This is a genomic window from Haemophilus aegyptius (assembly GCF_900475885.1).
In the GTDB taxonomy this organism is placed as follows: domain Bacteria; phylum Pseudomonadota; class Gammaproteobacteria; order Enterobacterales; family Pasteurellaceae; genus Haemophilus; species Haemophilus influenzae.
Genome location: NZ_LS483429.1, coordinates 642,190 through 663,600 on the forward strand (window position 1 = coordinate 642,190; position 21,411 = coordinate 663,600).

Sequence of the window (21,411 nt, forward strand, 5' to 3'; positions counted from 1 at the left end):
CATTTGGTTCAAATTTTCTCTATTTATTTCTTATTTATTAAAAGTAAACGTTTGCTTTTTGCTATTTTGTCAAGCCAGTTTGAAAATGTGTATAATTGCCCTCGTTATTCACAAAAATTTCTGGAAAAATGACCGCACTTTACCCTTGGCTAATGCCAATTTATCATCAAATTGCTCAAACCTTTGACGAAGGGTTGGGGCATCATGCTGTGCTAATTAAAGCTGATTCTGGTTTAGGCGTAGAGAGTTTATTTAATGCACTTGCACAGAAAATAATGTGTGTGGCTCAAGGCGATAAACCTTGTGGCCAATGCCATTCTTGTCATTTAATGCAAGCCCATAGTCATCCAGATTATCACGAATTGAGCCCTATTGATGGTAAGGATATTGGCGTCGATCAAGTACGCGATATTAATGAAATGGTTGCGCAGCACGCACAACAAAACGGCAATAAAGTGGTGTATGTGCAAGGTGCGGAACGTTTAACGGAAGCGGCTGCTAATGCGTTATTGAAAACATTAGAAGAGCCTCGCCCAAATACTTATTTTTTACTTCAGACGGATAGTTCGTCAAGTTTGTTGGCAACCATTTACAGTCGATGCCAAGTGTGGAATCTGTCCGTGCCTGATGAACAAATGGCTGTTGATTGGTTGAAATCAGAAAGTGCGGCAGAAAATCAGGAAATTTTGACCGCACTTGCGATGAATCTTGGACGTCCGCTTTTAGCATTAGAGACTTTACAACAAGGGCTTATTGAACAGCGTAAGAACTTCTTACGTCAATTTTGGGTGTTTTATCGCCGACGTTCGCCATTGGAATTGCTTCCGTTGTTTGATAAAGAACGCTATGTTCAGCAAGTGGATTGGATTTTAGCTTTTCTTTCCGATTGTTTAAAACATAAACTTGAAATTAACAATCATCGACAAGTGGCTGATCTGGGGCGTGGTATCGAACAATTCAGCGATGAGCAAACTGCCCTTGGTTTATTACAATCAATCAAAATTATGCAAAAAGTGCGGTCAGATTTGCTTACAATTAATGGTGTGAATGTTGAATTAATGCTATTAGATGGTTTGACGCGATTAGTCACAGAAGTGTTTAGGGATTAATTATCATTCAGTGGGTATATTTACCCAAGGTACAAATATAGGAAAATAAATATGTTCATTGTTGATTCCCACTGTCATTTAGATGCATTGGATTATGAAAATTTACATAAAAATATCGCAGATGTGGTGGAAAAAGCACGCGCGCGTGATGTGAAATATTTGCTCGCCATCGGTGTAACATTAAGCCGTTTTGATCAGGCTTATGACTCTTTACGCGAATTTAATAATGTCTCCCTTGCTTGCGGTGTTCATCCCCTCGATTTTGAAGAAGAACCTTATAACGCAGAACGCTTATTGCGTTTAGCACAAGATCCTAAAGTGATTGCGATTGGCGAAATTGGATTAGATTATTATTACAGTGCTGACAATAAAGCGACGCAACAAGCGGTGTTTGGTAGCCAAATCGATATTGCAAACCAATTAGATAAGCCTGTGATTATTCATACACGTTCTGCGGGTGATGATACTATTTCAATGTTACGCCAACACCATGCTGAGAAGTGCGGTGGCGTTATTCATTGTTTTACGGAAACCATGGAATTTGCGAAAAAAGCGTTGGATTTAGGTTTTTACATTTCTTGTTCTGGCATTGTCACCTTTAAAAATGCTGAAGCGATTCGTGAGGTTATTCGTTATGTACCAATGGATCGCTTATTAGTAGAAACGGATTCACCTTATCTTGCGCCAGTGCCTTATCGAGGAAAAGAAAACCAACCAGCTTATACGAGAGAAGTATGTGAATACGTGGCAACCTTAAAGGGCGTTTCTGCCGAGGCGTTTGCTCGAATCACCACGCAAAATTTCGAGCGTTTATTTAAAATTCGTGTAGAATAAATGCACAGTTCTGACAAGGAAAAAGTATGCGAAAGTTTTTTAAATATTTCTTATTTATTGTTGTTTTTTTATTCCACGGTTTTATGTTTTCCGTAGTGAATTATGTATTTCCTCATTACGATGTGACGCGTGTTACTGGCGTAGAAGTAAAACGCGTTGATAAAGACGGTCCAATCACAAAATCGAATCCAGCTGATGGAGCAACACGCGATGTGTATTATATCAATACGCAAAATGACGATGGCAAAATTATGGTGTATCGCAATGAAGATACGCGTTGGGGTTTCCCATTCTACTTCAAATTTGGCTCAGCCAATTTACAGGCTGAAGCACAGGCTTTGGGTAATGACAACAAACTTGTTCAAATTAAATACTATGGTTGGCGTATTACGATGGTGGATGAATATCGTAATGCAACCTCAATTAAAGAAATTACTGCTGATGACACACCAAGCAATCCGATTGTTTCGTGGATTTTATATGTATTCTTGCTGGCGACATTATTTTTGTCTATCCAATTTATTCGCGGCTGGTTTGACAGCGATAAGTAATATCCCAAACGGTCGCAAAGTGCGGTCGTTTTCTTTTATATTTTTGAGTAATGATTATGGAATTATTTCATACTATTTTGGCAATTGTGGCTTTAATTTTAAGTAGTGCAGTTGTTTCTTCTGCTGAAATTTCTCTGGCGAGTTCTCGTAAGTTAAAATTGAAATGAAGGCGATGTGCGCGCGCTTCAAGTGCTTAAATTACAAGAACATCCTGGTCGTTTTATTACGGTGGTTCAAATTTTGTTGAATATGGTGGCGATTTTGGGTGGGGGAATTGGCGAAAGTGCGCTAAGTCCTTACATTGCAGATATTTTAAATCGTTCTTTTGAAGGAAATTGGATTGAGCCAACCGCCTCTACAATCGCTTTTATATTAGTGACTTGTTTGTTTATTTTATTTGCCGATCTTATTCCAAAACGAATTGCTATTACTTATCCTGAAATGGTGGCGTTGCGCGTTGTGGGTATTATGAATTTTAGTATGTATGTGTTTAAACCGCTTGTGTGGTTTTTTGATACGCTTGCTAATGCCTTTTTCCGTCTATTTCGCATTTCTACTGTGCGTGAAGATGGCATGACCTCTGAAGATATTTTCGCCGTAGTTGAAGCAGGCGCAGAAGCTGGTGTATTAAAAACTCAAGAGCATTATTTGATCGAAAATATTTTTGATATGCAAGCCCGTACGGTAACTTCCACAATGACAACCCGTGAAAACATCGTATATTTAGACCGCACTTTTTCTCGCCAAGAAGTCATGGATACGCTTTCTCGTGATTCTCATTCTAAAATTGTGATTTGTGACAATGGCCTCGACAAAATCTTAGGTTATATCGAATCCCATACGTTGCTCACCATGTATTTGCAGAATGAAAATGTGGTGCTGACTGATCCCAAACTACTCCGTAAAGCCTTATTTGTACCTGATACGCTTTCTCTTTACGAAGTGTTGGAATTGTTTAAATCTACTGGCGAAGATTTTGCGATTATTGTGAATGAATATGCTCTTGTGGTGGGTATTGTTACGCTAAATGATGTGATGAGTATTGTTATGGGGGAATTGGTTTCTAACGAAGAAGAATATATTGTGAGCCGTGATGAAAACTCGTGGCTGATTGATGGCGCAACGCCATTAGAAGAGGTAACTCGAGTATTAGATATTGCTTATTTTCCCGATGAAGAAAACTACGAAACTATCAGTGGTTTTATGATGTATATGTTACGTAAAATCCCGAAAAAAACCGATTCTGTGGTTTACGGAAAATACAAGTTTGAAGTGATTGATACGGAAAACTTTAAAATCGATCAGATTTTGGTGTCTTTAGTAAAAGAGGCGGAATAATTACCGATCTTTCTTTAATGCCCTTCAGCCAGTATAATGGCGACGTTTTATTAACTTTAATCAGGTATGACTATGTTTAAAAAAATCTCTGTTTTATTTTTTACGTTAATATTGGCAGGTTGTTCTTCTTGGTCATCGGTTACTAACTATATTCCATTTACGGGGAACGATAAAAAAGTGATTGATTTAGATAAAGATAAAATCGATCAAAAATCCTATGCAGCTGCTTATGAAGCGACTGTGGCGACATATAAAGGTCGCGTGAATGAAAATTTCTTTGTAGATAATTTTGCAAGTGGTGCGAATGACTGGTATTTAGGTCGTATTTTAGTTCCTGTGAAACAAATTCAGGATAAACTTTATACAGGCGGTCATGATTCTGATGTATATGCTTATTATAGCGGCGTGTTACATGCGGAAGCATTGCAAGCTAACCTTAAACGTTTGAGTGCAAATTGTTGGGAAAAAGTGGATTCGCAAAGTATGGCTCAAGGTATTTATGATGCGATGCGTGATTTACAAAAAGGCGAAGCACGCGGAGAAAATGATGAATATATTGTGCAAGGTAGTGAAGCGCTGCTGAAAGCCTGTACATCTAAATAATTGTTTTTCAATAAGCTGCTGGTCGATTTGTTTCATCCGCAGCTTTCTTTTTAAATTATTAAGGAGCAAGAATGTTAGAACTTTCGGAAAGCAACATTCATTTAAATGCTAATGCAATTGATAAACAACAAGCGATCGAAATGGCAGCGTCCGCATTGGTTCAAGCAGACAATGTTGAAAATGGCTACTTGCAAGGAATGTTAGCGCGCGAGCTGCAAACCTCGACCTTTTTAGGCAATGGCATCGCTATTCCTCATGGCACCTTGGATACTCGTTCGATGGTAAAGAAAACGGGCGTGCAAGTGTTTCAATTTCCTCAAGGCATAGAATGGGGCGAAGGAAATATTGCTTATGTCGTGATTGGTATTGCGGCGCGATCTGATGAGCATTTGTCCTTATTACGTCAACTTACCCACGTTTTGAGTGATGAAGATACCGCAGCAAAATTAGCAAAAATAACTGATGTGGCTGAATTTTGCGCGATTTTAATGGGCGAGACAATTGATCCATTTGAAATTCCTGCTGCCAATATCAGTTTAGATGTAAATACCCAAAGTTTATTAACTTTAGTTGCGATTAATGCAGGGCAATTACAGGTGCAAAGTGCGGTAGAAAATCGCTTTATTTCTGAAGTGATAAATAATGCGGCATTACCGCTTGGCAAGGGGTTATGGGTAACGGACTCTGTCGTAGGAAATGTGAAAAATGCCTTAGCATTTAGTCGTGCTAAAACAATTTTTAGCCACAATGGCAAGGCCGTAAAAGGCGTGATAACTGTTTCAGCCGTCGGTGATCAAATTAATCCAACTTTGGCGCGTTTATTAGATGACGATGTCCAAACAACCTTGCTCAATGGAAATTCAACAGAAATTTTGACCGCACTTTTGGGTTCATCGAGTGATGTTGAAACTCAATCTGTAGAAGGTGCTGTTGTAGGAACCTTTACGATTCGTAATGAGCATGGCTTACATGCACGCCCAAGTGCAAATTTGGTTAATGAAGTGAAAAAATTCACTTCTAAAATAACCATGCAAAATCTTACTCGTGAAAGTGAAGTCGTCAGCGCAAAAAGTTTGATGAAGATTGTTGCGCTTGGTGTAACACAAGGACATCGTTTACGTTTTGTGGCAGAGGGGGAAGATGCAAAACAAGCAATTGAATCATTGGGCAAAGCGATAGCCAATGGCTTGGGCGAGAATGTTTCGGCAGTGCCACCGTCTGAACCCGATACCATTGAGATTATGGGCGATCAAATTCACACACCTGCGCTAACAGAAGATGATAATTTGCCAGCAAATGCCATTGAAGCCGTATTTGTGATTAAAAACGAGCAAGGTTTGCACGCTCGCCCAAGTGCAATATTGGTAAACGAAGTGAAGAAATATAATGCTTCCGTAGCAGTTCAAAACCTTGATCGTAATTCTCAATTAGTGAGTGCTAAAAGTTTGATGAAAATTGTGGCATTAGGCGTAGTCAAAGGGACTCGTTTACGTTTTGTTGCGACGGGCGAAGAAGCGCAACAAGCTATTGACGGAATCAGTGCTGTGATTGAATCGGGTTTAGGGGAATAGTATGGCAAGCGTCGTAACCATTACCTTAAATGCCGCCTATGATTTAGTTGGGCGTTTAAATCGTATTCAACTTGGCGAAGTAAATACGGTAGAAACATTGGGCTTATTCCCTGCTGGAAAAGGCATTAATGTCGCAAAAGTACTAAAAGATTTAGGCGTTAATGTTGCAGTCGGTGGCTTTTTGGGCAAGGATAATTCAGCTGATTTCGAGCAAATGTTTAATAAGCACGGTTTGGAAGATAAATTCCACCGTGTTGATGGCAAAACACGTATCAATGTAAAAATTACCGAGACTGAAGCGGATGTGACAGATTTAAATTTCTTGGGATATCAAATAAGCCGACAAGTTTGGCAACAATTTGTGACAGATTCTTTGGCTTATTGTTTAGATTATGACATTGTCGCAGTTTGTGGCAGTTTACCTCGAGGTGTGTCTCCTGAATTATTTGCTGATTGGTTAAATCAGCTTCACCAAGCTGGCGTTAAAGTGGTTCTTGATAGTAGCAATGCTGCGCTCACCGCTGGATTAAAAGCGAAACCTTGGTTAGTAAAACCCAATCATCGAGAACTTGAGGCTTGGGTTGGTCATCCATTAAATCGTCTTGAAGAAATTATTGCCGCTGCACGGCAACTCAAAGCGAAAGGCATTGAAAACGTGATTATTTCAATGGGCGCAAAAGGTTCTTTATGGATTAATAATGAAGGCGTGCTCAAAGCCGAGCCAGCAAAATGTGAAAATGTCGTGAGTACCGTTGGAGCAGGGGATTCAATGGTAGCAGGCTTAATCTATGGTTTTGAAAAAGGTTTATCTAAAGCTGAAACCTTAGCTTTTGCTACGGCTGTGTCCGCTTTTGCTGTATCTCAGAGTAACGTCGGTGTGAGTGATTTGAGTTTACTTGACCCCATTTTAGAAAAAGTACAAATAACGATGATTGAAGGATAGTATGAAGTTATTTTTAACCCAATCAGCTAATGTAGGCGATGCGAAAGTCTATTTATTACATGAAGTTTTTCGAGCAGCTGCACAAAAAGCAAATGTCTCTATTGTAGAAACACCAGCCGAAGCAGATCTTGTTCTTGTATTTGGTTCTGTATTACCAAATAACCCTGAGTTAGTCGGTAAAAAAGTCTTTATTATCGGCGAAGCTATCGCCATGATTTCTCCTGAAGTCACGCTGGCAAACGCTTTAGCCAATGGGGCTGATTATGTTGCACCGAAAAGTGCGGTGAGTTTTACAGGTGTTTCTGGTGTAAAAAATATTGTTGCGGTAACTGCTTGTCCAACTGGCGTTGCACATACGTTTATGTCAGCCGAAGCGATTGAAGCCTATGCGAAAAAGCAAGGTTGGAATGTAAAAGTTGAAACCCGTGGTCAAGTTGGGGTTGGCAATGAAATTACTGTGGAAGAAGTCGCAGCGGCTGATTTGGTATTTGTTGCAGCAGATATTGATGTGCCTTTAGATAAATTTAAAGGTAAGCCAATGTACCGCACTTCAACAGGCTTAGCCTTGAAGAAAACTGAGCAAGAATTTGATAAAGCATTTAAAGAAGCCAAAATTTTTGATGGTGGAAATAATGCGGGAACGAAAGAAGAAAGCCGTGAGAAAAAAGGTGTGTACAAACACTTAATGACTGGCGTTTCTCATATGTTACCGTTAGTGGTTGCTGGTGGATTGTTGATCGCGATTTCCTTTATGTTCAGTTTTAATGTAATTGAAAATACAGGAGTTTTTCAAGATCTTCCAAATATATTGATAAATATCGGTAGTGGTGTGGCGTTCAAGTTAATGATTGCCGTGTTTGCCGGTTACGTTGCATTTTCTATCGCTGATCGTCCAGGACTTGCAGTTGGTTTGATTGCAGGGATGTTGGCAAGTGAAGCGGGTGCAGGGATTCTTGGCGGTATTATTGCAGGTTTCTTAGCGGGCTATGTGGTGAAAGGGCTAAATGTGATTATTCGATTGCCAGCAAGTCTGACTTCATTAAAACCGATTTTAATTTTACCGCTCTTAGGTTCGATGATTGTTGGTTTGACAATGATTTACCTCATCAATCCACCAGTGGCTGAAATTATGAAAGAGCTAAGTAATTGGCTTACTTCAATGGGCGAAGTGAATGCGATTGTTTTAGGTGCAATTATCGGCGCAATGATGTGTATCGATATGGGCGGACCAGTAAATAAAGCAGCGTACACTTTTTCGGTTGGATTGATTGCTTCCCAAGTTTATACACCAATGGCTGCGGCAATGGCCGCAGGTATGGTTCCTCCAATTGGTATGACAGTTGCGACTTGGATTGCTCGCAATAAATTTACCGTTAGCCAACGCGATGCGGGGAAAGCATCATTTGTTTTTGGTTTATGTTTTATTTCTGAAGGTGCACTACCATTTGTGGCAGCAGATCCAATTCGAGTCATTATTAGCTCTGTGATTGGTGGTGCGGTGGCTGGTGCGATTTCAATGGGATTAAATATTACCTTACAAGCTCCGCACGGCGGATTATTTGTCATTCCATTTGTATCTGAGCCGTTGAAATATCTTGGTGCAATTGCGATTGGTGCTTTATCAACAGGTGTGGTTTACGCCATTATTAAATCGAAAAACAATGCGGAATAATACCGCACTTTGAATGTAAAAAATAATTTTCATTGAAAAAGTTAGACTATGAAATCAAGGACTAAGCTCTGTAATCTACAGGGCTTAGTCCTTTTAGTTATGGATGTATTCGTGAATCGTTTGCAAAAGTAGGAGCAATCTTTTTCTTTCAGTTTTGCTTTTTTAATTTGGGCGTCAGAAAGCGGATTTGTTAAGTATGCCATAAAATAGCCCTACTTAGTAATATAACAAACTAGGCGATAATCCTCTAGTATTTACAAGTCTCTATGCTGTTTTAGTAATAGATTTTTTTGCCTTAGCGTGAATATATTATTAAGTCTATTACTAAGATTCTAAGGTTCGATAGTATTTTATAGTGGAGTATAGGGAATAAAAAAGCCTTGATTTCAGTAGAATCAAGGCTTTGTAATGCTTTTAGTGCTGTATATTTTTTAATTTGGTGCTCTGGGCGAGACTTGAACTCGCACGACCTGTGGTCACTACCCCCTCAAGATAGCGTGTCTACCAATTCCACCACCAGAGCTTTAATTTTTATGCTAATCCTATTTTATTGTGGGATGTCGCTATTTTTATTGTCTTTCGCTGGAGCTGCCTGTTGTTGCTGAACTTGCTCTGCAGCTTGTGATAAATCGTCAAAAGCACCTTTTTGAATATTGCCTTTATGTGAATTCATATTACCTAAAACGAGAGCAATAACAAAGAATGCGGTTGCTAAAATCGCGCTAGTACGTGTTAAAAAGTTACCTGCACCAGCAGAGCCAAACATTGTACCTGATGCGCCACCACCAAAAGATGCGCCAGCGTTCGCTCCTTTACCTTGTTGAACGAGAATAAACCCGATCAAGGCAATCGCGACAACAACATAAATAAATAAAAGAACTTGATACATTTTTTCTCTCTAATTTGCAATTTTGCAAGAAAACTGGTCGTGAATGTTATAGAAAATTCAATTTTCTCGCAAGTGCTTTGCATAAAAAAAATATTAATTGGTTTAACTTTAATCAGTTTTACCGTTTGATTTACTCGATTTTTTTACCGCACTTTTAGGTTTCACTCTATCGGATTTAATCATTTTAATGCGGCTTAATTGTCTTAATGCATTAAGATCTACAAAACGGACTAAATCAGGCAACATTTGATTCAAGTTATGCATAAATTGTTGATAGGTTGCTTGTTTTTGACTAATGTCTGTGAGTTGCGATTCCCAATGAGCCGTCATATCTGGTTGGGTGGCAATATCTGGTAATGCCTGAATTAAAATTCTTCCAGTTTCTGTACTATGAATATTTCGCCCTTTTTTAGTTAAAAAACCGCGTTTAAAAAGTAATTCAATGATGCCAGCGCGAGTAGCCTCTGTACCCAATCCATCGGTTTCTCGCAGAATTTTTTTGAGTTCTTTATCCTGCACAAATCGCGCAATGCCCGTCATTGCTGAAAGCAAGGTTGCATCAGTGAAGGGCTTTGGTGGCTGAGTTTTTTTACTCATCACTTCTCCGCGTTCACAATGCAAAATTTGTCCTTTCTTTACTATTGGTAATAAGGGTTCTTGATTGTCTGTGTCGTCTTCTTTGCCTAACAATTCTTTCCACCCAGCCGTTTGTAAATTTCGCGCTTGGGCTATAAAAGTACCGCCAGCGATATTTAATGTGATTTTACTTTTACGATATTCTGCGTCAGGGCAAAATTGCATTAAATATTGGCGAGCGATAAGGCTGTAAATATTACGTTCTTCTTGTGTTAGATTTACTGGACGATTTTTGGCAGTAGGAATGATTGCGTGGTGAGCCTCTACTTTTTTATCATTCCAACAGCGATTTCTCTGTTCAGTTGAAATGACATTTGGTAAGCGTAGATAAGCTTCACAATGGGTTGAAATTGCATTTAATACATTGTGGCGTTCGGCAAAATGTTCTTCGGGCAAATAGCGACAATCAGAACGCGGATAAGTAATCAAACGATGAGTTTCATATAGGCGTTGGCACGTATCTAATACGGCTTGAGCGGACATACCGAATCGCTTTGCTGCATCAATTTGTAACGCAGAAAGAGAATAAGGCAAGGGTGCCGTTTCTTTTTCACGAACGTCTTTGTATTCGGTGACTTCTGCAGGTTGATTTGTAATACGTTTTACAACGTTTTCAGCTAAGCCTTTAGAGAGCACCCTGCCGTCATCATCTTGGTAATCTTCACAAGCTTTGCTAGGTTGCCATAAGGCACTGAAAAGTGCGGTTGATTTTTCTGGAGTTTTTTCTTCTTTATTATCTGGATTAACCCAAGCCTGTACTTCAAAGAAATCTTTGGGCTGGAAATGCTCAATTTCTAAATCTCGACGTACAATTAAACCAAGCACAGGGGTTTGCACTCGCCCAACCGAAAGCACGCCATCATAGCCAGTTTGTCTGCCTCGAATGGTATAAGCTCTGGTCATATTAATTCCATAAAGCCAATCGGCGCGAGCTCGTGCGAGAGCGGATGTGGCAAGAGGAATAAAATTACGGTTGGGTTGTAATTTTTTAACCGCTTTTTCTACCGCACTTGGATTTAGGTCGCTAATCAAGCAGCGTAAAATTTTATCGCGTTTTTCGGCAGATAAATTGGCATAACTGAACACTTCATCTACAAGTAATTGTCCTTCTCTATCTGGGTCTCCTGCATTAACAAGTGTATCCGCTTGATGGATTAGCTTTTCTACCACAGAAAGTTGTTTTTTTACTTCTTTTCGCGGTAAAAGTTGCCATTTTTCAGGAATGATAGGGAGATGTTCTAAACGCCATTGTTTGAATTTAGGATCATAGGCATCGGGTTCTGCTTGCTCGAGCAAATGCCCTACACACCAAGTTACCACATCATTATCGCCACATTTAATAAAACCATCCCCACGTTGATGAGGCTTGGGGAGCACGTCAGTAATAGCACGAGCTAGGCTTGGTTTTTCGGCGATAAATAAACGCATAATGGTATGAGAAGATTAGTCGATTTGACGACGACCTAGAAAAGAGTGAGTAAGCGTTGTGCCGTCCACAGTTTCCAGTTCACCACCGACCGGGATACCGTGAGCGATACGACTCACTTTGATATTATGTTGGCGGCACATTTCAGCAATATAGTTTGCCGTCGCATCGCCCTCCACCGTTGGATTTGTTGCAAGAATCACTTCGTGGAAAGATTCTTCTACTAAGCGTTTTTGCAGTAAATCTAAGCCAATTTCACGAGGCCCAATACCATCAAGTGGAGACAAATGTCCCATTAAAACAAAATAACGTCCTGAAAATTGCCCCGTTTGCTCAATCGCTTGAATATCTGCTGGCATTTCAACGACACAAAGCAAACCTGAATTTTGACGGCGTGGATTGTTGCAAATATTGCAAGTGTCTTCTTCCGTAAAGTCTCGACATTGTGAACAATGACCAATTTTAGACATAGCTTCTGTGAGTGCTCGAGCTAAATTCATTCCACCGCTACGATTACGCTGTAAAAGATGATAAGCCATACGTTGCGCAGATTTAGGCCCTACGCCTGGAAGACAACGTAAGTTTTCAATAAGGTGTTCTAAAAGTGGGCTGCTTTGCATAATTTGAGATGAAATATAAGACTACTTTCCGCTCCCTCTATTTACGGGGGAATACCGAAGACTTAGGGGGAACCCCTTTCCGTCGCTTTGCGACACCTTCCCCCGCAAGCAGGGGAAGACAAGTGTTCGATTAAAACGGAAACTTCATTCCTGGTGGTAATGGCATTCCAGCGGTAACTGATGCCATTTTTTCTTTTTGTAATTCTTCTGCACGACGCACCGCATCGTTAAAAGCAGCTGCGATTAAATCTTCTAACATTTCTTTATCGTCTTCCATTAAAGACGGATCAATGTCAATACGGCGGCAGTTATGTGCACCATTAATTGTGATTTTCACTAAACCTGCACCAGATTCACCCGTTACTTCTAGTTGCGCGATTTCTTCTTGCATTTTTTGCATTTTTTCTTGCATTTGTTGGGCTTGTTTCATCAAGCCGCCTAAACCGCCTTTTCCAAACATAATGTTATCCTTTATTAAGTCAAAAATTGCGTGCATTCTAGCGAAAAAATGGGCTTTTGGGAACTGTGGGATTTATTTAAAATCTTAGAAAATCTTACCGCACTTTTAAGCTATAAAGTGCGGTGAAATTTAGTGGCGTTTATAATGGAGAATTACTCTGGGGTAATCCATTCGACAGTCCAGCTTCCTGTACCTTCTGGAACTAATGTTTTTGTGAGATAAGGCAAAATTTCTTTCATTTGGGTTTCTAATGTCCAAGGTGGATTAATTACCACCATACCGCTTGCGGTCATTCCTCGTTGATCGCTATCTGGGCGAACAGCGAGCTCAATTTTTAGAATTTTTCTAATTCCCGTTGCGTCTAAACCCTTAAAAATACGTTTAGTTTGTTGGCGTAATACAACAGGATACCAAATCGCATAAGTGCCAGTGGCAAAACGTTTATAGCCTTCTTCAATGGCTTTAACAACGAGATCATAATCTTCTTTTAATTCATAAGGAGGATCGATTAGTACTAAGCCTCTGCGTTCTTTTGGCGGAAGCGTTGCTTTGACTTGTTGAAAGCCATTGTCACATTTTACGGTGACATTTTTGTAGTCATTAAAATTATTGCGAAGGATTGGGTAATCGCTAGGATGAAGTTCGGTTAATAGTGCGCGATCTTGTGGACGCAACAATTCCGCGGCAATTAATGGAGAACCCGCGTAATAACGTAGTTCTTTGCCACCATAATTGAGTTTTTTGATCATTTTTACATAACGTGCAACATCTTCGGGTAAGTCTGTTTGCTCCCACAGATGTCCAATGCCTTCTTTATATTCTCCCGTTTTTTCTGATTCGTTTGAGGATAAACGATAACGCCCCACACCAGAGTGCGTATCCAAATAAAAAAAGCCTTTTTCTTTGAGTTTAAGATTTTCCAAAATGAGCATTAAGACGATATGTTTCAAGACATCAGCATGATTGCCTGCATGGAATGAGTGACGGTAACTCAGCATAATATATCCTTTGTTTAATAACGAAGGCGAGCCAATTGACTCGCCTGATTATGCACTAAAGTGCGGTCATTTTTAGAAGAGTTCTTGTGGTTGTGCAGCAGGCATTGGCGTATTGCCTTCATTATTTAAGCGTTGCTGTAACTCTGTAGGAACATAATAACCACGCTCTTGCATTTCTGAAAGATAAGTTCGAGTTGGTTCTGTTCCCATAATAAAGTATTCTTTGCGTCCACCAGCTGGAGAAAGCAATCCAGTCATCGTATCAATACTTTTTTCCATAATTTTCGGTGGTAATGGTAATTTACGTTCAGGCTTATCAGTTAGAGCAGTTTTCATATAAGTGATCCAAGCTGGCATTGCTGTTTTTGCACCTGCTTCACCGCGCCCGAGTACACGTTTGTTGTCATCAAATCCGACATAAGTTGTAGTGACTAAATTTGCTCCAAATCCCGCATACCAAGCCACTTTTGAACTGTTGGTAGTACCTGTTTTACCGCCTATATCGCTACGTTTAATACTTTGTGCAATGCGCCAGCTGGTGCCTTTCCAGTCTAAACCTTGTTCGCCATAAATTGCCGTATTTAAGGCACTACGAATGAGAAAAGCAAGTTCGCCACTAATGACACGTGGCGCATATTCTATTTTCGACGAAGCATTTTTTGCAGCAGCCATTAAATCAATCGCATCTTCTTTAAGTGCGGTGAAATTTGATTGTAATTCTGGCAGTTCAGGCACAGTTTCAGGTTGTTGATCTAATTCTTCGCCATTGGTGCTGTCATCTGTTGGTTTTAAGGCACTCTCGCCTAAAGGAATATTGGCAAAGCCGTTGATTTTGTCTTTGGTTTCGCCATAAATTACAGGTATATCATTACATTCAATGCAAGCAATTTTAGGGTTTGCAATAAATAAGTCTTTACCCGTGTTATCTTGAATTTTTTCAATGATATAAGGTTCAATGAGGAAGCCACCATTATCAAACACGGCATAAGCTCGCGCCATTTCTAATGGCGTGAAAGAGGCCGCGCCAAGTGCTAAGGCTTCACTTGCAAAATATTGATCACGTTTAAAACCAAAACGTTGTAAAAATTCTGCTGTGAAATCAATACCTGCCGTTTGGATCACACGAATAGCAATCATATTTTTGGATTGACCTAATCCTACGCGTAAACGCATCGGGCCATCATAACGATCAGGCGAGTTTTTCGGTTGCCACATTTTTTGTCCCGGTTTTTGAATAGAAATCGGGCTGTCTTGTAATACGCTTGAAAGTGTTAAGCCTTTTTCTAATGCTGCCGCGTAAATAAATGGTTTAATAGAAGAACCCACTTGAACTAAAGATTGTGTGGCTCGATTGAATTTACTTTGTTCATAGCTAAAGCCACCCACCACTGCTTCAATCGCGCCATTATCTGAATTAAGAGAAACTAATGCTGAATTTGCTGAGGGAATTTGTCCTAATTGCCATTCCCCATTAGCACGCTGACGAATCCAAATTTGCTCGCCGACTTTCACAGGATTGCTTCTGCCTGTCCAACGCATTGCATTGCTTGATAAGGTCATTTTTTCTCCAGAGGCAAGCAATATTTCAGCACCGCCTTTCACTATTCCAATCACTGCCGCAGGAATAAATGGCTCTGAATCAGGTAGTTTGCGTAGAAAACCGACAATGCGATCATTGTCCCAAGCGGCTTCATTTTTTTGCCATAATGGCGCGCCACCGCGATAACCGTGACGCATATCGTAATCAATCAAGTTATTACGCACAGCTTTTTGGGCTTCAGCTTGGTCTTTTGAAAGTACAGTGGTAAATACTTTATAACCACTGGTGTAAGCATTTTCTTCGCCAAAACGACGCACCATTTCTTGACGCACCATTTCAGTGACATAATCGGCTCGAAATTCAAATTTTGCGCCGTGATAGCTCGCCACAATCGGCTCTTTCAATGCAGCATCATATTCTTCTTTGCTGATGTATTTTTCATCTAACATACGGCTTAGCACCACATTGCGGCGTTCTTCTGAACGTTTTAGCGAATAAAGCGGATTCATTGTTGAAGGTGCTTTAGGTAAACCAGCAATAATAGCCATTTCCGATAAGGTCAATTCATTCAATGATTTACCGAAATAGGTTTGTGCTGCCGCTGCAACACCATAAGAACGATAGCCTAAAAAGATTTTGTTTAAATAAAGCTCTAAGATTTCTTGTTTGTTGAGGGTATTTTCGATTTCTACCGCAAGCACGGCTTCACGAGCTTTACGAATAATGGTTTTTTCTGAGGTTAAGAAAAAGTTACGCGCTAATTGTTGAGTAATCGTACTTGCGCCTTGTGATGCACCGCCATTACTCACTGCGACAAATAATGCACGGGCAATGCCAATAGGGTCTAATCCGTGATGATCGTAAAAACGACTGTCTTCCGTCGCTAAAAATGCGTCAATTAAGCGTTGTGGCACATCGGCTAATTTCACTGGAATACGGCGTTGCTCACCCACTTCGCCAATTAATTTACCGTCTGCCGTATAAATCTGCATTGGTTGCTGTAATTCAACGGTTTTTAATGCTTCGACTGAGGGCAATTCAGATTTTAGGTGGAAATACAACATTCCGCCTGCTACTAAACCTAAAATACATAAAGTTAATAGGGTGTTTAATATTAATTTTGCGATCCGCATCGTAAAATTCTCGCTTCGTTAATGAATATTCTTGTCAAGAGACCTATGATTTGGTTGTTAAGTATAAAAGATTCAGCCTTTAAAGAATAGGAAAGAATATGCAATTCTCCCTGAAAAATTACCGCACTTTACAAATCGGCATTCATCGTAAGCAGAGTTATTTTGATTTTGTGTGGTTTGATGATCTCGAACAGCCACAAAGTTATCAAATCTTTGTTAATGATCGTTATTTTAAAAATCGTTTTTTACAATAGCTAAAAACACAATATCAAGGGAAAACCTTTCCTTTGCAGTTTGTAGCAAGCATTCCCGCTCACTTAACTTGGTCGAAAGTATTAATGTTGCCACAAGTGTTAAATGCGCAAGAATGTCATCAACAATGTAAATTTGTGATTGAGAAAGAGCTGCCTATTTTTTTAGAAGAATTGTGGTTTGATTATCGTTCTACCCCGTTAAAGCAAGGTTTTCGATTAGAGGTTACTGCAATTCGTAAAAGTACTGCTCAAACTTATTTGCAAGATTTTCAGCCATTTAAAATTAATGTATTGGATGTTGCATCAAATGCTGTTTTGCGTGCATTTCAATATTTGTTGAATGAACAAGTGCGGTCAGAAAATACCTTATTTTTATTTCAAGAAGATGACTATTGCTTGGCGATTTGTGAAAGATCTCAGCAATCACAAATTTTACAATCTCACGAAAATTTGACCGCACTTTATGAACAATTTACCGAACGTTTTGAAGGACAACTTGAACAAGTTTTTGTTTATCAAATTCCCTCAAGTCATACACCATTACTAGAAAATTGGCAGCGAGTAGAAACAGAACTCCCTTTTATTGCACTTGGCAACGCGCTATGGCAAAAAGATTTACATCAACAAAAAGTGGGTGGTTAAATGTCGATGAATTTATTGCCTTGGCGTACTTATCAACATCAAAAGCGTTTACGTCGTTTAGCTTTTTATATCGCTTTATTTATCTTGCTTGCTATTAATTTAATGTTGGCTTTTAGCAATTTGATTGAACAACAGAAACAAAATTTGCAGGCACAGCAAAAGTCGTTTGAACAACTTAATCAACAGCTTCATAAAAATACCATGCAAATTGATCAGTTACGCAGTGCGGTGAAAGTTGGTGAAGTTTTGACATCTATTCCCAACGAGCAAGTAAAAAAGAGTTTACAACAGCTAAGTGAATTACCTTTTCAACAAGGAGAACTGAATAAATTTAAACAAGATGCGAATAACTTAAGCTTGGAAGGTAACGCGCAAGATCAAACAGAATTTGAACTGATTCATCAATTTTTAAAGAAACATTTTCCCAATGTGAAATTAAGTCAGGTTCAACCTGAACAAGATACATTGTTTTTTCACTTTGATGTGGAACAAGGGGCGGAAAAATGAAAGCTTTTTTTAACGATCCTTTGACTCCTTTTGGAAAATGGCTAAGTCAGCCTTTTTATGTGCACGGTTTAACCTTTTTATTGCTATTAAGTGCGGTGATTTTTCGCCCCGTTTTAGATTATATCGAGGGGAGTTCACGTTTCCATGAAATTGAAAATGAGTTAGCGGTGAAACGTTCAGAATTGTTGCATCAACAGAAAATTTTAACTTCTTTACAGCAGCAATCGGAAAGTCGAAAACTTTCTCCAGAACTGGCTGCACAAATTATTCCTTTGAATAAACAAATTCAACGTTTAGCTGCACGCAACGGTTTATCTCAGCATTTACGTTGGGAAATGGGGCAAAAGCCTATTTTGCATTTACAGCTTACAGGTCATTTTGAGAAAACGAAGACATTTTTAACCGCACTTTTGGCTAATTCGTCACAGCTTTCAGTGAGTCGCTTGCAGTTTATCAAACCCGAAGACAGCCCATTGCAAACCGAGATTATTTTTCAGTTAGATAGGGAGACAAAATGAAGTATTGGTTTTTCCTAACAGCATTGCTTTTTATAAATTGCACTTGGGGACAAGATCCTTTCGATAAAACACAGCGTAACCGTTCTCAGTTTGATAACGCACAAACAGTAATGGAACAGACAGAAATAATTTCCTCAGATGTACCTAATAATCTATGCGGAGCGGATGAAAATCGCCAAGCGGCTGAAATTCCTTTGAACGCTTTAAAATTGGTGGGCGTAGTGATTTCTAAAGATAAAGCCTTTGCCTTATTGCAAGATCAGGCTTTGCAAGTTTACAGCGTTTTAGAGGGCATTGATGTGGCTCAAGAGGGCTATATTGTAGAAAAAATCAACCAAAACAATGTTCAATTTATGCGCAAGCTCGGAGAGCAATGTGATAGTAGTGAATGGAAAAAATTAAGTTTTTAAAGGAAGATTATGAAGAAATATCTTTTAAAGTGCGGTTATTTTTTAGTATGTTTTTGTTTGCCATTAATCGTTTTTGCTAATCCTAAAACAGATAACGAACGTTTTTTTATTCGTTTATCGCAAGCACCTTTAGCCCAAACACTGGAGCAATTAGCTTTCCAACAAGATGTGAATTTAGTGATGGGTGAGAGGTTAGAAGGCAATATTTCTTTGAAATTAAACAATATTGATATGCCACGTTTGCTAAAAATAATCGCAAAAAGTAAGCATCTTACTTTGAATAAAGATGATGGAGTTTATTATTTAAACGGCAGTCAATCTGGCAAAGGTCAAGTTGCAGGAAATCTTACGACAAATGAACCGCACTTAGTCAGCCACACGGTAAAACTTCATTTTGCTAAAGCCTCTGAATTAATGAAATCCTTAACAACAGGAAGTGGATCTTTGCTTTCTTCTACGGGGAGCATTACCTTTGATGATCGCAGTAATTTGCTGGTTATTCAGGATGAACCTCGTTCTGTGCAAAATATCAAAAAACTGATTGCTGAAATGGATAAGCCTATTGAACAGATCGCTATTGAAGCGCGAATTGTGACAATTACGGATGAGAGTTTGAAAGAACTTGGCGTTCGGTGGGGGATTTTTAATCCAACTGAAAATGCAAGACGAGTTGCGGGCAGCCTTACAGGCAATAGCTTTGAAAATATTGCGGATAATCTTAATGTAAATTTTGCGACAACGACGACACCTGCTGGCTCTATAGCATTACAAGTCGCCAAAATTAATGGGCGATTGCTTGATTTAGAATTGAGTGCATTGGAGCGTGAAAATAATGTAGAAATTATTGCAAGTCCTCGCTTACTCACTACCAATAAGAAAAGTGCGAGCATTAAACAGGGTACAGAAATTCCTTACATCGTGAGTAATACTCGTAACGATACGCAATCTGTGGAATTTCGTGAGGCAGTACTTGGTTTGGAAGTGACGCCACATATTTCTAAAGATAACAATATCTTACTTGATTTATTGGTAAGTCAAAATTCCCCTGGTTCTCGTGTCGCTTATGGACAAAATGAGGGGGTTTCTATTGATAAGCAAGAAATTAATACTCAGGTTTTTGCCAAAGATGGGGAAACCATTGTGCTTGGCGGCGTATTTCACGACACAATCACGAAAAGCGAAGATAAAGTGCCATTGCTTGGCGATATACCCGTTATTAAACGATTATTTAGCAAAGAAAGTGAACGACATCAAAAACGTGAGCTCGTGATTTTCGTGACGCCACATATTTTAAAAGCAGGAGAAACGTTAGAGGCGTTGAAACAAAAAAGTGCGGGGAAAAAATAACTTTTTTAGACGATGAATTTTTTTAATTTTCGCTGTATCCACTGTCGTGGCAATCTTCATATTGCAAAAAATGGGCTATGTTCAGGTTGCCAAAAACAAATTAAATCTTTTCCTTATTGCGGTCATTGTGGTGCGGAATTGCAATATTATGCGCAGCGTTGTGGGAATTGTCTTAAACAAGAACCTAGTTGGGATAAGATGGTCATTATTGGGCATTATATTGAACCTCTTTCGATATTGATTCACCGTTTTAAATTTCAAAATCAATTTTGGATTGACCGCACTTTAGCTCGGCTTTTATATCTTGCGGTGCGTGATGCTAAACGAACGCATCAACTTAAATTGCCAGAAGCAATCATTCCAGTGCCTTTATATCATTTTCGTCAGTGGCGACGGGGTTATAATCAGGCAGATTTATTATCTCGGCAATTAAGTCGTTGGCTGGATATTCCTAATTTGAACAATATCGTAAAGCGTGTGAAACACACCTATACTCAACGTGGTTTGAGTGCAAAAGATCGTCGTCAGAATTTAAAAAATGCCTTTTCTCTTGCTGTTTTGAAAAATGAGTTTCCTTATCGTCGTATAGCATTGGTGGATGATGTGATTACTACTGGTTCTACACTCAATGAAATCTCAAAATTGTTGCGAAAATTAGGTGTGGAGGAGATCCAAGTGTGGGGGCTGGCGCGAGCTTAATATAAAGCACTGGAAAAAAAAGCGCGATAAGCGTATTATTCCCGATACTTTCTCTCAAGTATTTAGGACATAATTATGGAACAAGCAACCCAGCAAATCGCTATTTCTGATGCCGCACAAGCGCATTTTCGAAAACTTTTAGACACCCAAGAAGAAGGAACGAATATTCGTATTTTCGTGGTTAATCCGGGCATGCCTAATGCGGAATGTGGCGTATCTTATTGCCCCCCGAATGCCGTGGAAGAAAGCGATATTGAAATGAAATACGATACTTTTTCTGCATTTATTGATGAAGTGAGTTTGCCTTTCTTAGAAGAAGCAGAAATTGATTATGTTACCGAAGAGCTTGGTGCGCAACTGACCTTAAAAGCACCGAATGCCAAAATGCGTAAGGTGGCTGATGATGCGCCATTAATTGAACGTGTTGAATATGTAATTCAAACTCAAATTAACCCACAGCTTGCAAATCACGGTGGACGTATAACCTTAATTGAAATTACTGAAGATGGTTACGCAGTTTTACAATTTGGTGGTGGCTGTAACGGTTGTTCAATGGTGGATGTTACGTTAAAAGATGGCGTAGAAAAACAACTTGTTAGCTTATTCCCGAATGAATTAAAAGGTGCAAAAGATATAACTGAGCATCAACGTGGCGAACATTCTTATTATTAGTGAGTTATAAAAGAAGATTTATAATAACCGCACTTTTGA

The 21,411-nt window shown here is 39.3% G+C and carries 19 protein-coding genes, 1 tRNA gene and 2 pseudogenes; 15 read left to right on the plus strand and 7 right to left on the minus strand.

What is annotated here, in order from left to right:
• The first annotated feature begins 128 nt into the window (after positions 1-128).
• The 8 genes and pseudogenes from DQN49_RS03375 to DQN49_RS03410 all read left to right on the plus strand — a co-directional run bounded on the left by DQN49_RS03375 (position 129) and on the right by DQN49_RS03410 (position 8,621).
• Positions 129-1,109 carry a DNA polymerase III subunit delta' gene (locus DQN49_RS03375; RefSeq protein ID WP_006995147.1) on the plus strand — a complete coding sequence of 327 codons (981 nt, stop codon included), beginning with the start codon at positions 129-131 and terminating at the stop codon, positions 1,107-1,109.
• Between the two features lie 51 nt (positions 1,110-1,160).
• Positions 1,161-1,943, plus strand: coding sequence for a YchF/TatD family DNA exonuclease (locus DQN49_RS03380; RefSeq protein ID WP_006995146.1), 783 nt, complete (start codon positions 1,161-1,163; stop codon positions 1,941-1,943).
• A 26-nt stretch (positions 1,944-1,969) separates the two neighbouring features.
• The gene (locus DQN49_RS03385) at positions 1,970-2,494 is read left to right on the plus strand and encodes a DUF1523 family protein (protein WP_006995145.1); all 525 of its coding nucleotides are present in this window, start codon (positions 1,970-1,972) and stop codon (positions 2,492-2,494) included.
• Positions 2,495-2,550: 56 nt separating this feature from the next.
• A pseudogene (locus DQN49_RS03390) lies at positions 2,551-3,832 on the plus strand (hemolysin family protein).
• Between the two features lie 72 nt (positions 3,833-3,904).
• Positions 3,905-4,435, plus strand: coding sequence for a hypothetical protein (locus DQN49_RS03395; RefSeq protein WP_013527432.1), 531 nt, complete (start codon positions 3,905-3,907; stop codon positions 4,433-4,435).
• A gap of 71 nt (positions 4,436-4,506) precedes the next feature.
• Positions 4,507-6,006, plus strand: a complete 1,500-nt coding sequence (gene fruB, locus DQN49_RS03400; protein WP_006995142.1) for a fused PTS fructose transporter subunit IIA/HPr protein — start codon at positions 4,507-4,509, stop codon at positions 6,004-6,006.
• Position 6,007: 1 nt separating this feature from the next.
• Entirely contained in the window at positions 6,008-6,949 is a 942-nt protein-coding gene (gene fruK, locus DQN49_RS03405; protein WP_006995141.1) for a 1-phosphofructokinase, read from the plus strand.
• A gap of 1 nt (position 6,950) precedes the next feature.
• Positions 6,951-8,621, plus strand: coding sequence for a fructose-specific PTS transporter subunit EIIC (locus DQN49_RS03410; RefSeq protein ID WP_006995140.1), 1,671 nt, complete (start codon positions 6,951-6,953; stop codon positions 8,619-8,621).
• A gap of 437 nt (positions 8,622-9,058) precedes the next feature.
• Here the strand turns inward: DQN49_RS03410 and DQN49_RS03415 are convergent.
• From DQN49_RS03415 to DQN49_RS03445, 7 genes are all read right to left on the minus strand, one after another.
• Positions 9,059-9,144, minus strand: a tRNA-Leu gene (locus tag DQN49_RS03415).
• 24 nt (positions 9,145-9,168) lie between these two features.
• Entirely contained in the window at positions 9,169-9,510 is a 342-nt protein-coding gene (gene secG, locus DQN49_RS03420; RefSeq protein WP_005691381.1) for a preprotein translocase subunit SecG, read from the minus strand.
• Between the two features lie 108 nt (positions 9,511-9,618).
• On the minus strand, positions 9,619-11,574 hold the full coding sequence (locus DQN49_RS03425) for a DNA topoisomerase III (RefSeq protein ID WP_006995139.1): 1,956 nt from the start codon (positions 11,572-11,574) through the stop codon (positions 9,619-9,621).
• 15 nt (positions 11,575-11,589) lie between these two features.
• Positions 11,590-12,192, minus strand: coding sequence for a recombination mediator RecR (gene recR, locus DQN49_RS03430; protein ID WP_005626527.1), 603 nt, complete (start codon positions 12,190-12,192; stop codon positions 11,590-11,592).
• A 130-nt stretch (positions 12,193-12,322) separates the two neighbouring features.
• Positions 12,323-12,652: a YbaB/EbfC family nucleoid-associated protein gene (locus DQN49_RS03435; RefSeq protein ID WP_005629464.1), complete on the minus strand. Its 330-nt coding sequence runs from the start codon at positions 12,650-12,652 to the stop codon at positions 12,323-12,325.
• A 152-nt stretch (positions 12,653-12,804) separates the two neighbouring features.
• On the minus strand, positions 12,805-13,650 hold the full coding sequence (locus DQN49_RS03440) for a 23S rRNA (adenine(2030)-N(6))-methyltransferase RlmJ (protein WP_006995138.1): 846 nt from the start codon (positions 13,648-13,650) through the stop codon (positions 12,805-12,807).
• Between the two features lie 72 nt (positions 13,651-13,722).
• Positions 13,723-16,323, minus strand: coding sequence for a penicillin-binding protein 1A (locus DQN49_RS03445; RefSeq protein ID WP_006995137.1), 2,601 nt, complete (start codon positions 16,321-16,323; stop codon positions 13,723-13,725).
• Positions 16,324-16,421: 98 nt separating this feature from the next.
• Here DQN49_RS03445 and DQN49_RS03450 point away from each other — a divergent pair.
• The 7 genes and pseudogenes from DQN49_RS03450 to nfuA all read left to right on the plus strand — a co-directional run bounded on the left by DQN49_RS03450 (position 16,422) and on the right by nfuA (position 21,372).
• A pseudogene (locus DQN49_RS03450) lies at positions 16,422-17,219 on the plus strand (competence protein ComA).
• Entirely contained in the window at positions 17,220-17,726 is a 507-nt protein-coding gene (comB, locus tag DQN49_RS03455) for a competence protein ComB (RefSeq protein WP_006995134.1), read from the plus strand.
• Entirely contained in the window at positions 17,723-18,244 is a 522-nt protein-coding gene (gene comC / locus DQN49_RS03460; protein ID WP_005662592.1) for a competence protein ComC, read from the plus strand. The genes comB and comC overlap by 4 nt, the downstream gene beginning before the upstream one ends.
• Positions 18,241-18,654 carry a pilus assembly protein PilP gene (locus tag DQN49_RS03465; RefSeq protein WP_006995133.1) on the plus strand — a complete coding sequence of 138 codons (414 nt, stop codon included), beginning with the start codon at positions 18,241-18,243 and terminating at the stop codon, positions 18,652-18,654. Before comC ends, DQN49_RS03465 begins: the two co-directional genes overlap by 4 nt.
• Before the next feature lie 9 nt (positions 18,655-18,663).
• Positions 18,664-20,001, plus strand: coding sequence for a type IV pilus secretin PilQ (pilQ, locus tag DQN49_RS03470; protein ID WP_006995132.1), 1,338 nt, complete (start codon positions 18,664-18,666; stop codon positions 19,999-20,001).
• Between the two features lie 12 nt (positions 20,002-20,013).
• Positions 20,014-20,700 (plus strand): ComF family protein, encoded by a 687-nt coding sequence (locus DQN49_RS03475; protein ID WP_006995131.1) that lies wholly within the window; start codon positions 20,014-20,016, stop codon positions 20,698-20,700.
• Between the two features lie 75 nt (positions 20,701-20,775).
• Positions 20,776-21,372 carry a Fe-S biogenesis protein NfuA gene (gene nfuA / locus DQN49_RS03480; protein ID WP_006995130.1) on the plus strand — a complete coding sequence of 199 codons (597 nt, stop codon included), beginning with the start codon at positions 20,776-20,778 and terminating at the stop codon, positions 21,370-21,372.
• Positions 21,373-21,411: the final 39 nt, after the last annotated feature.

Bases quoted from the DNA above. Each gene is read 5' to 3' on its own strand.
- DQN49_RS03395 (WP_013527432.1), top strand. From the start codon at position 3,905: ATGTTTAAAAAAATCTCTGTTTTATTTTTTACGTTAATATTGGCAGGT.
- comB (WP_006995134.1), top strand. From the start codon at position 17,220: ATGTCGATGAATTTATTGCCTTGGCGTACTTATCAACATCAAAAGCGT.
- DQN49_RS03410 (WP_006995140.1), top strand. From the start codon at position 6,951: ATGAAGTTATTTTTAACCCAATCAGCTAATGTAGGCGATGCGAAAGTC.
- DQN49_RS03440 (WP_006995138.1), bottom strand. From the start codon at position 13,650: ATGCTGAGTTACCGTCACTCATTCCATGCAGGCAATCATGCTGATGTC.
- fruK (WP_006995141.1), top strand. From the start codon at position 6,008: ATGGCAAGCGTCGTAACCATTACCTTAAATGCCGCCTATGATTTAGTT.
- DQN49_RS03465 (WP_006995133.1), top strand. From the start codon at position 18,241: ATGAAGTATTGGTTTTTCCTAACAGCATTGCTTTTTATAAATTGCACT.
- recR (WP_005626527.1), bottom strand. From the start codon at position 12,192: ATGCAAAGCAGCCCACTTTTAGAACACCTTATTGAAAACTTACGTTGT.
- DQN49_RS03425 (WP_006995139.1), bottom strand. From the start codon at position 11,574: ATGCGTTTATTTATCGCCGAAAAACCAAGCCTAGCTCGTGCTATTACT.
- DQN49_RS03380 (WP_006995146.1), top strand. From the start codon at position 1,161: ATGTTCATTGTTGATTCCCACTGTCATTTAGATGCATTGGATTATGAA.
- fruB (WP_006995142.1), top strand. From the start codon at position 4,507: ATGTTAGAACTTTCGGAAAGCAACATTCATTTAAATGCTAATGCAATT.
- nfuA (WP_006995130.1), top strand. From the start codon at position 20,776: ATGGAACAAGCAACCCAGCAAATCGCTATTTCTGATGCCGCACAAGCG.
- DQN49_RS03445 (WP_006995137.1), bottom strand. From the start codon at position 16,323: ATGCGGATCGCAAAATTAATATTAAACACCCTATTAACTTTATGTATT.
- comC (WP_005662592.1), top strand. From the start codon at position 17,723: ATGAAAGCTTTTTTTAACGATCCTTTGACTCCTTTTGGAAAATGGCTA.
- secG (WP_005691381.1), bottom strand. From the start codon at position 9,510: ATGTATCAAGTTCTTTTATTTATTTATGTTGTTGTCGCGATTGCCTTG.
- DQN49_RS03435 (WP_005629464.1), bottom strand. From the start codon at position 12,652: ATGTTTGGAAAAGGCGGTTTAGGCGGCTTGATGAAACAAGCCCAACAA.
- pilQ (WP_006995132.1), top strand. From the start codon at position 18,664: ATGAAGAAATATCTTTTAAAGTGCGGTTATTTTTTAGTATGTTTTTGT.
- DQN49_RS03385 (WP_006995145.1), top strand. From the start codon at position 1,970: ATGCGAAAGTTTTTTAAATATTTCTTATTTATTGTTGTTTTTTTATTC.
- DQN49_RS03475 (WP_006995131.1), top strand. From the start codon at position 20,014: ATGAATTTTTTTAATTTTCGCTGTATCCACTGTCGTGGCAATCTTCAT.
- DQN49_RS03375 (WP_006995147.1), top strand. From the start codon at position 129: ATGACCGCACTTTACCCTTGGCTAATGCCAATTTATCATCAAATTGCT.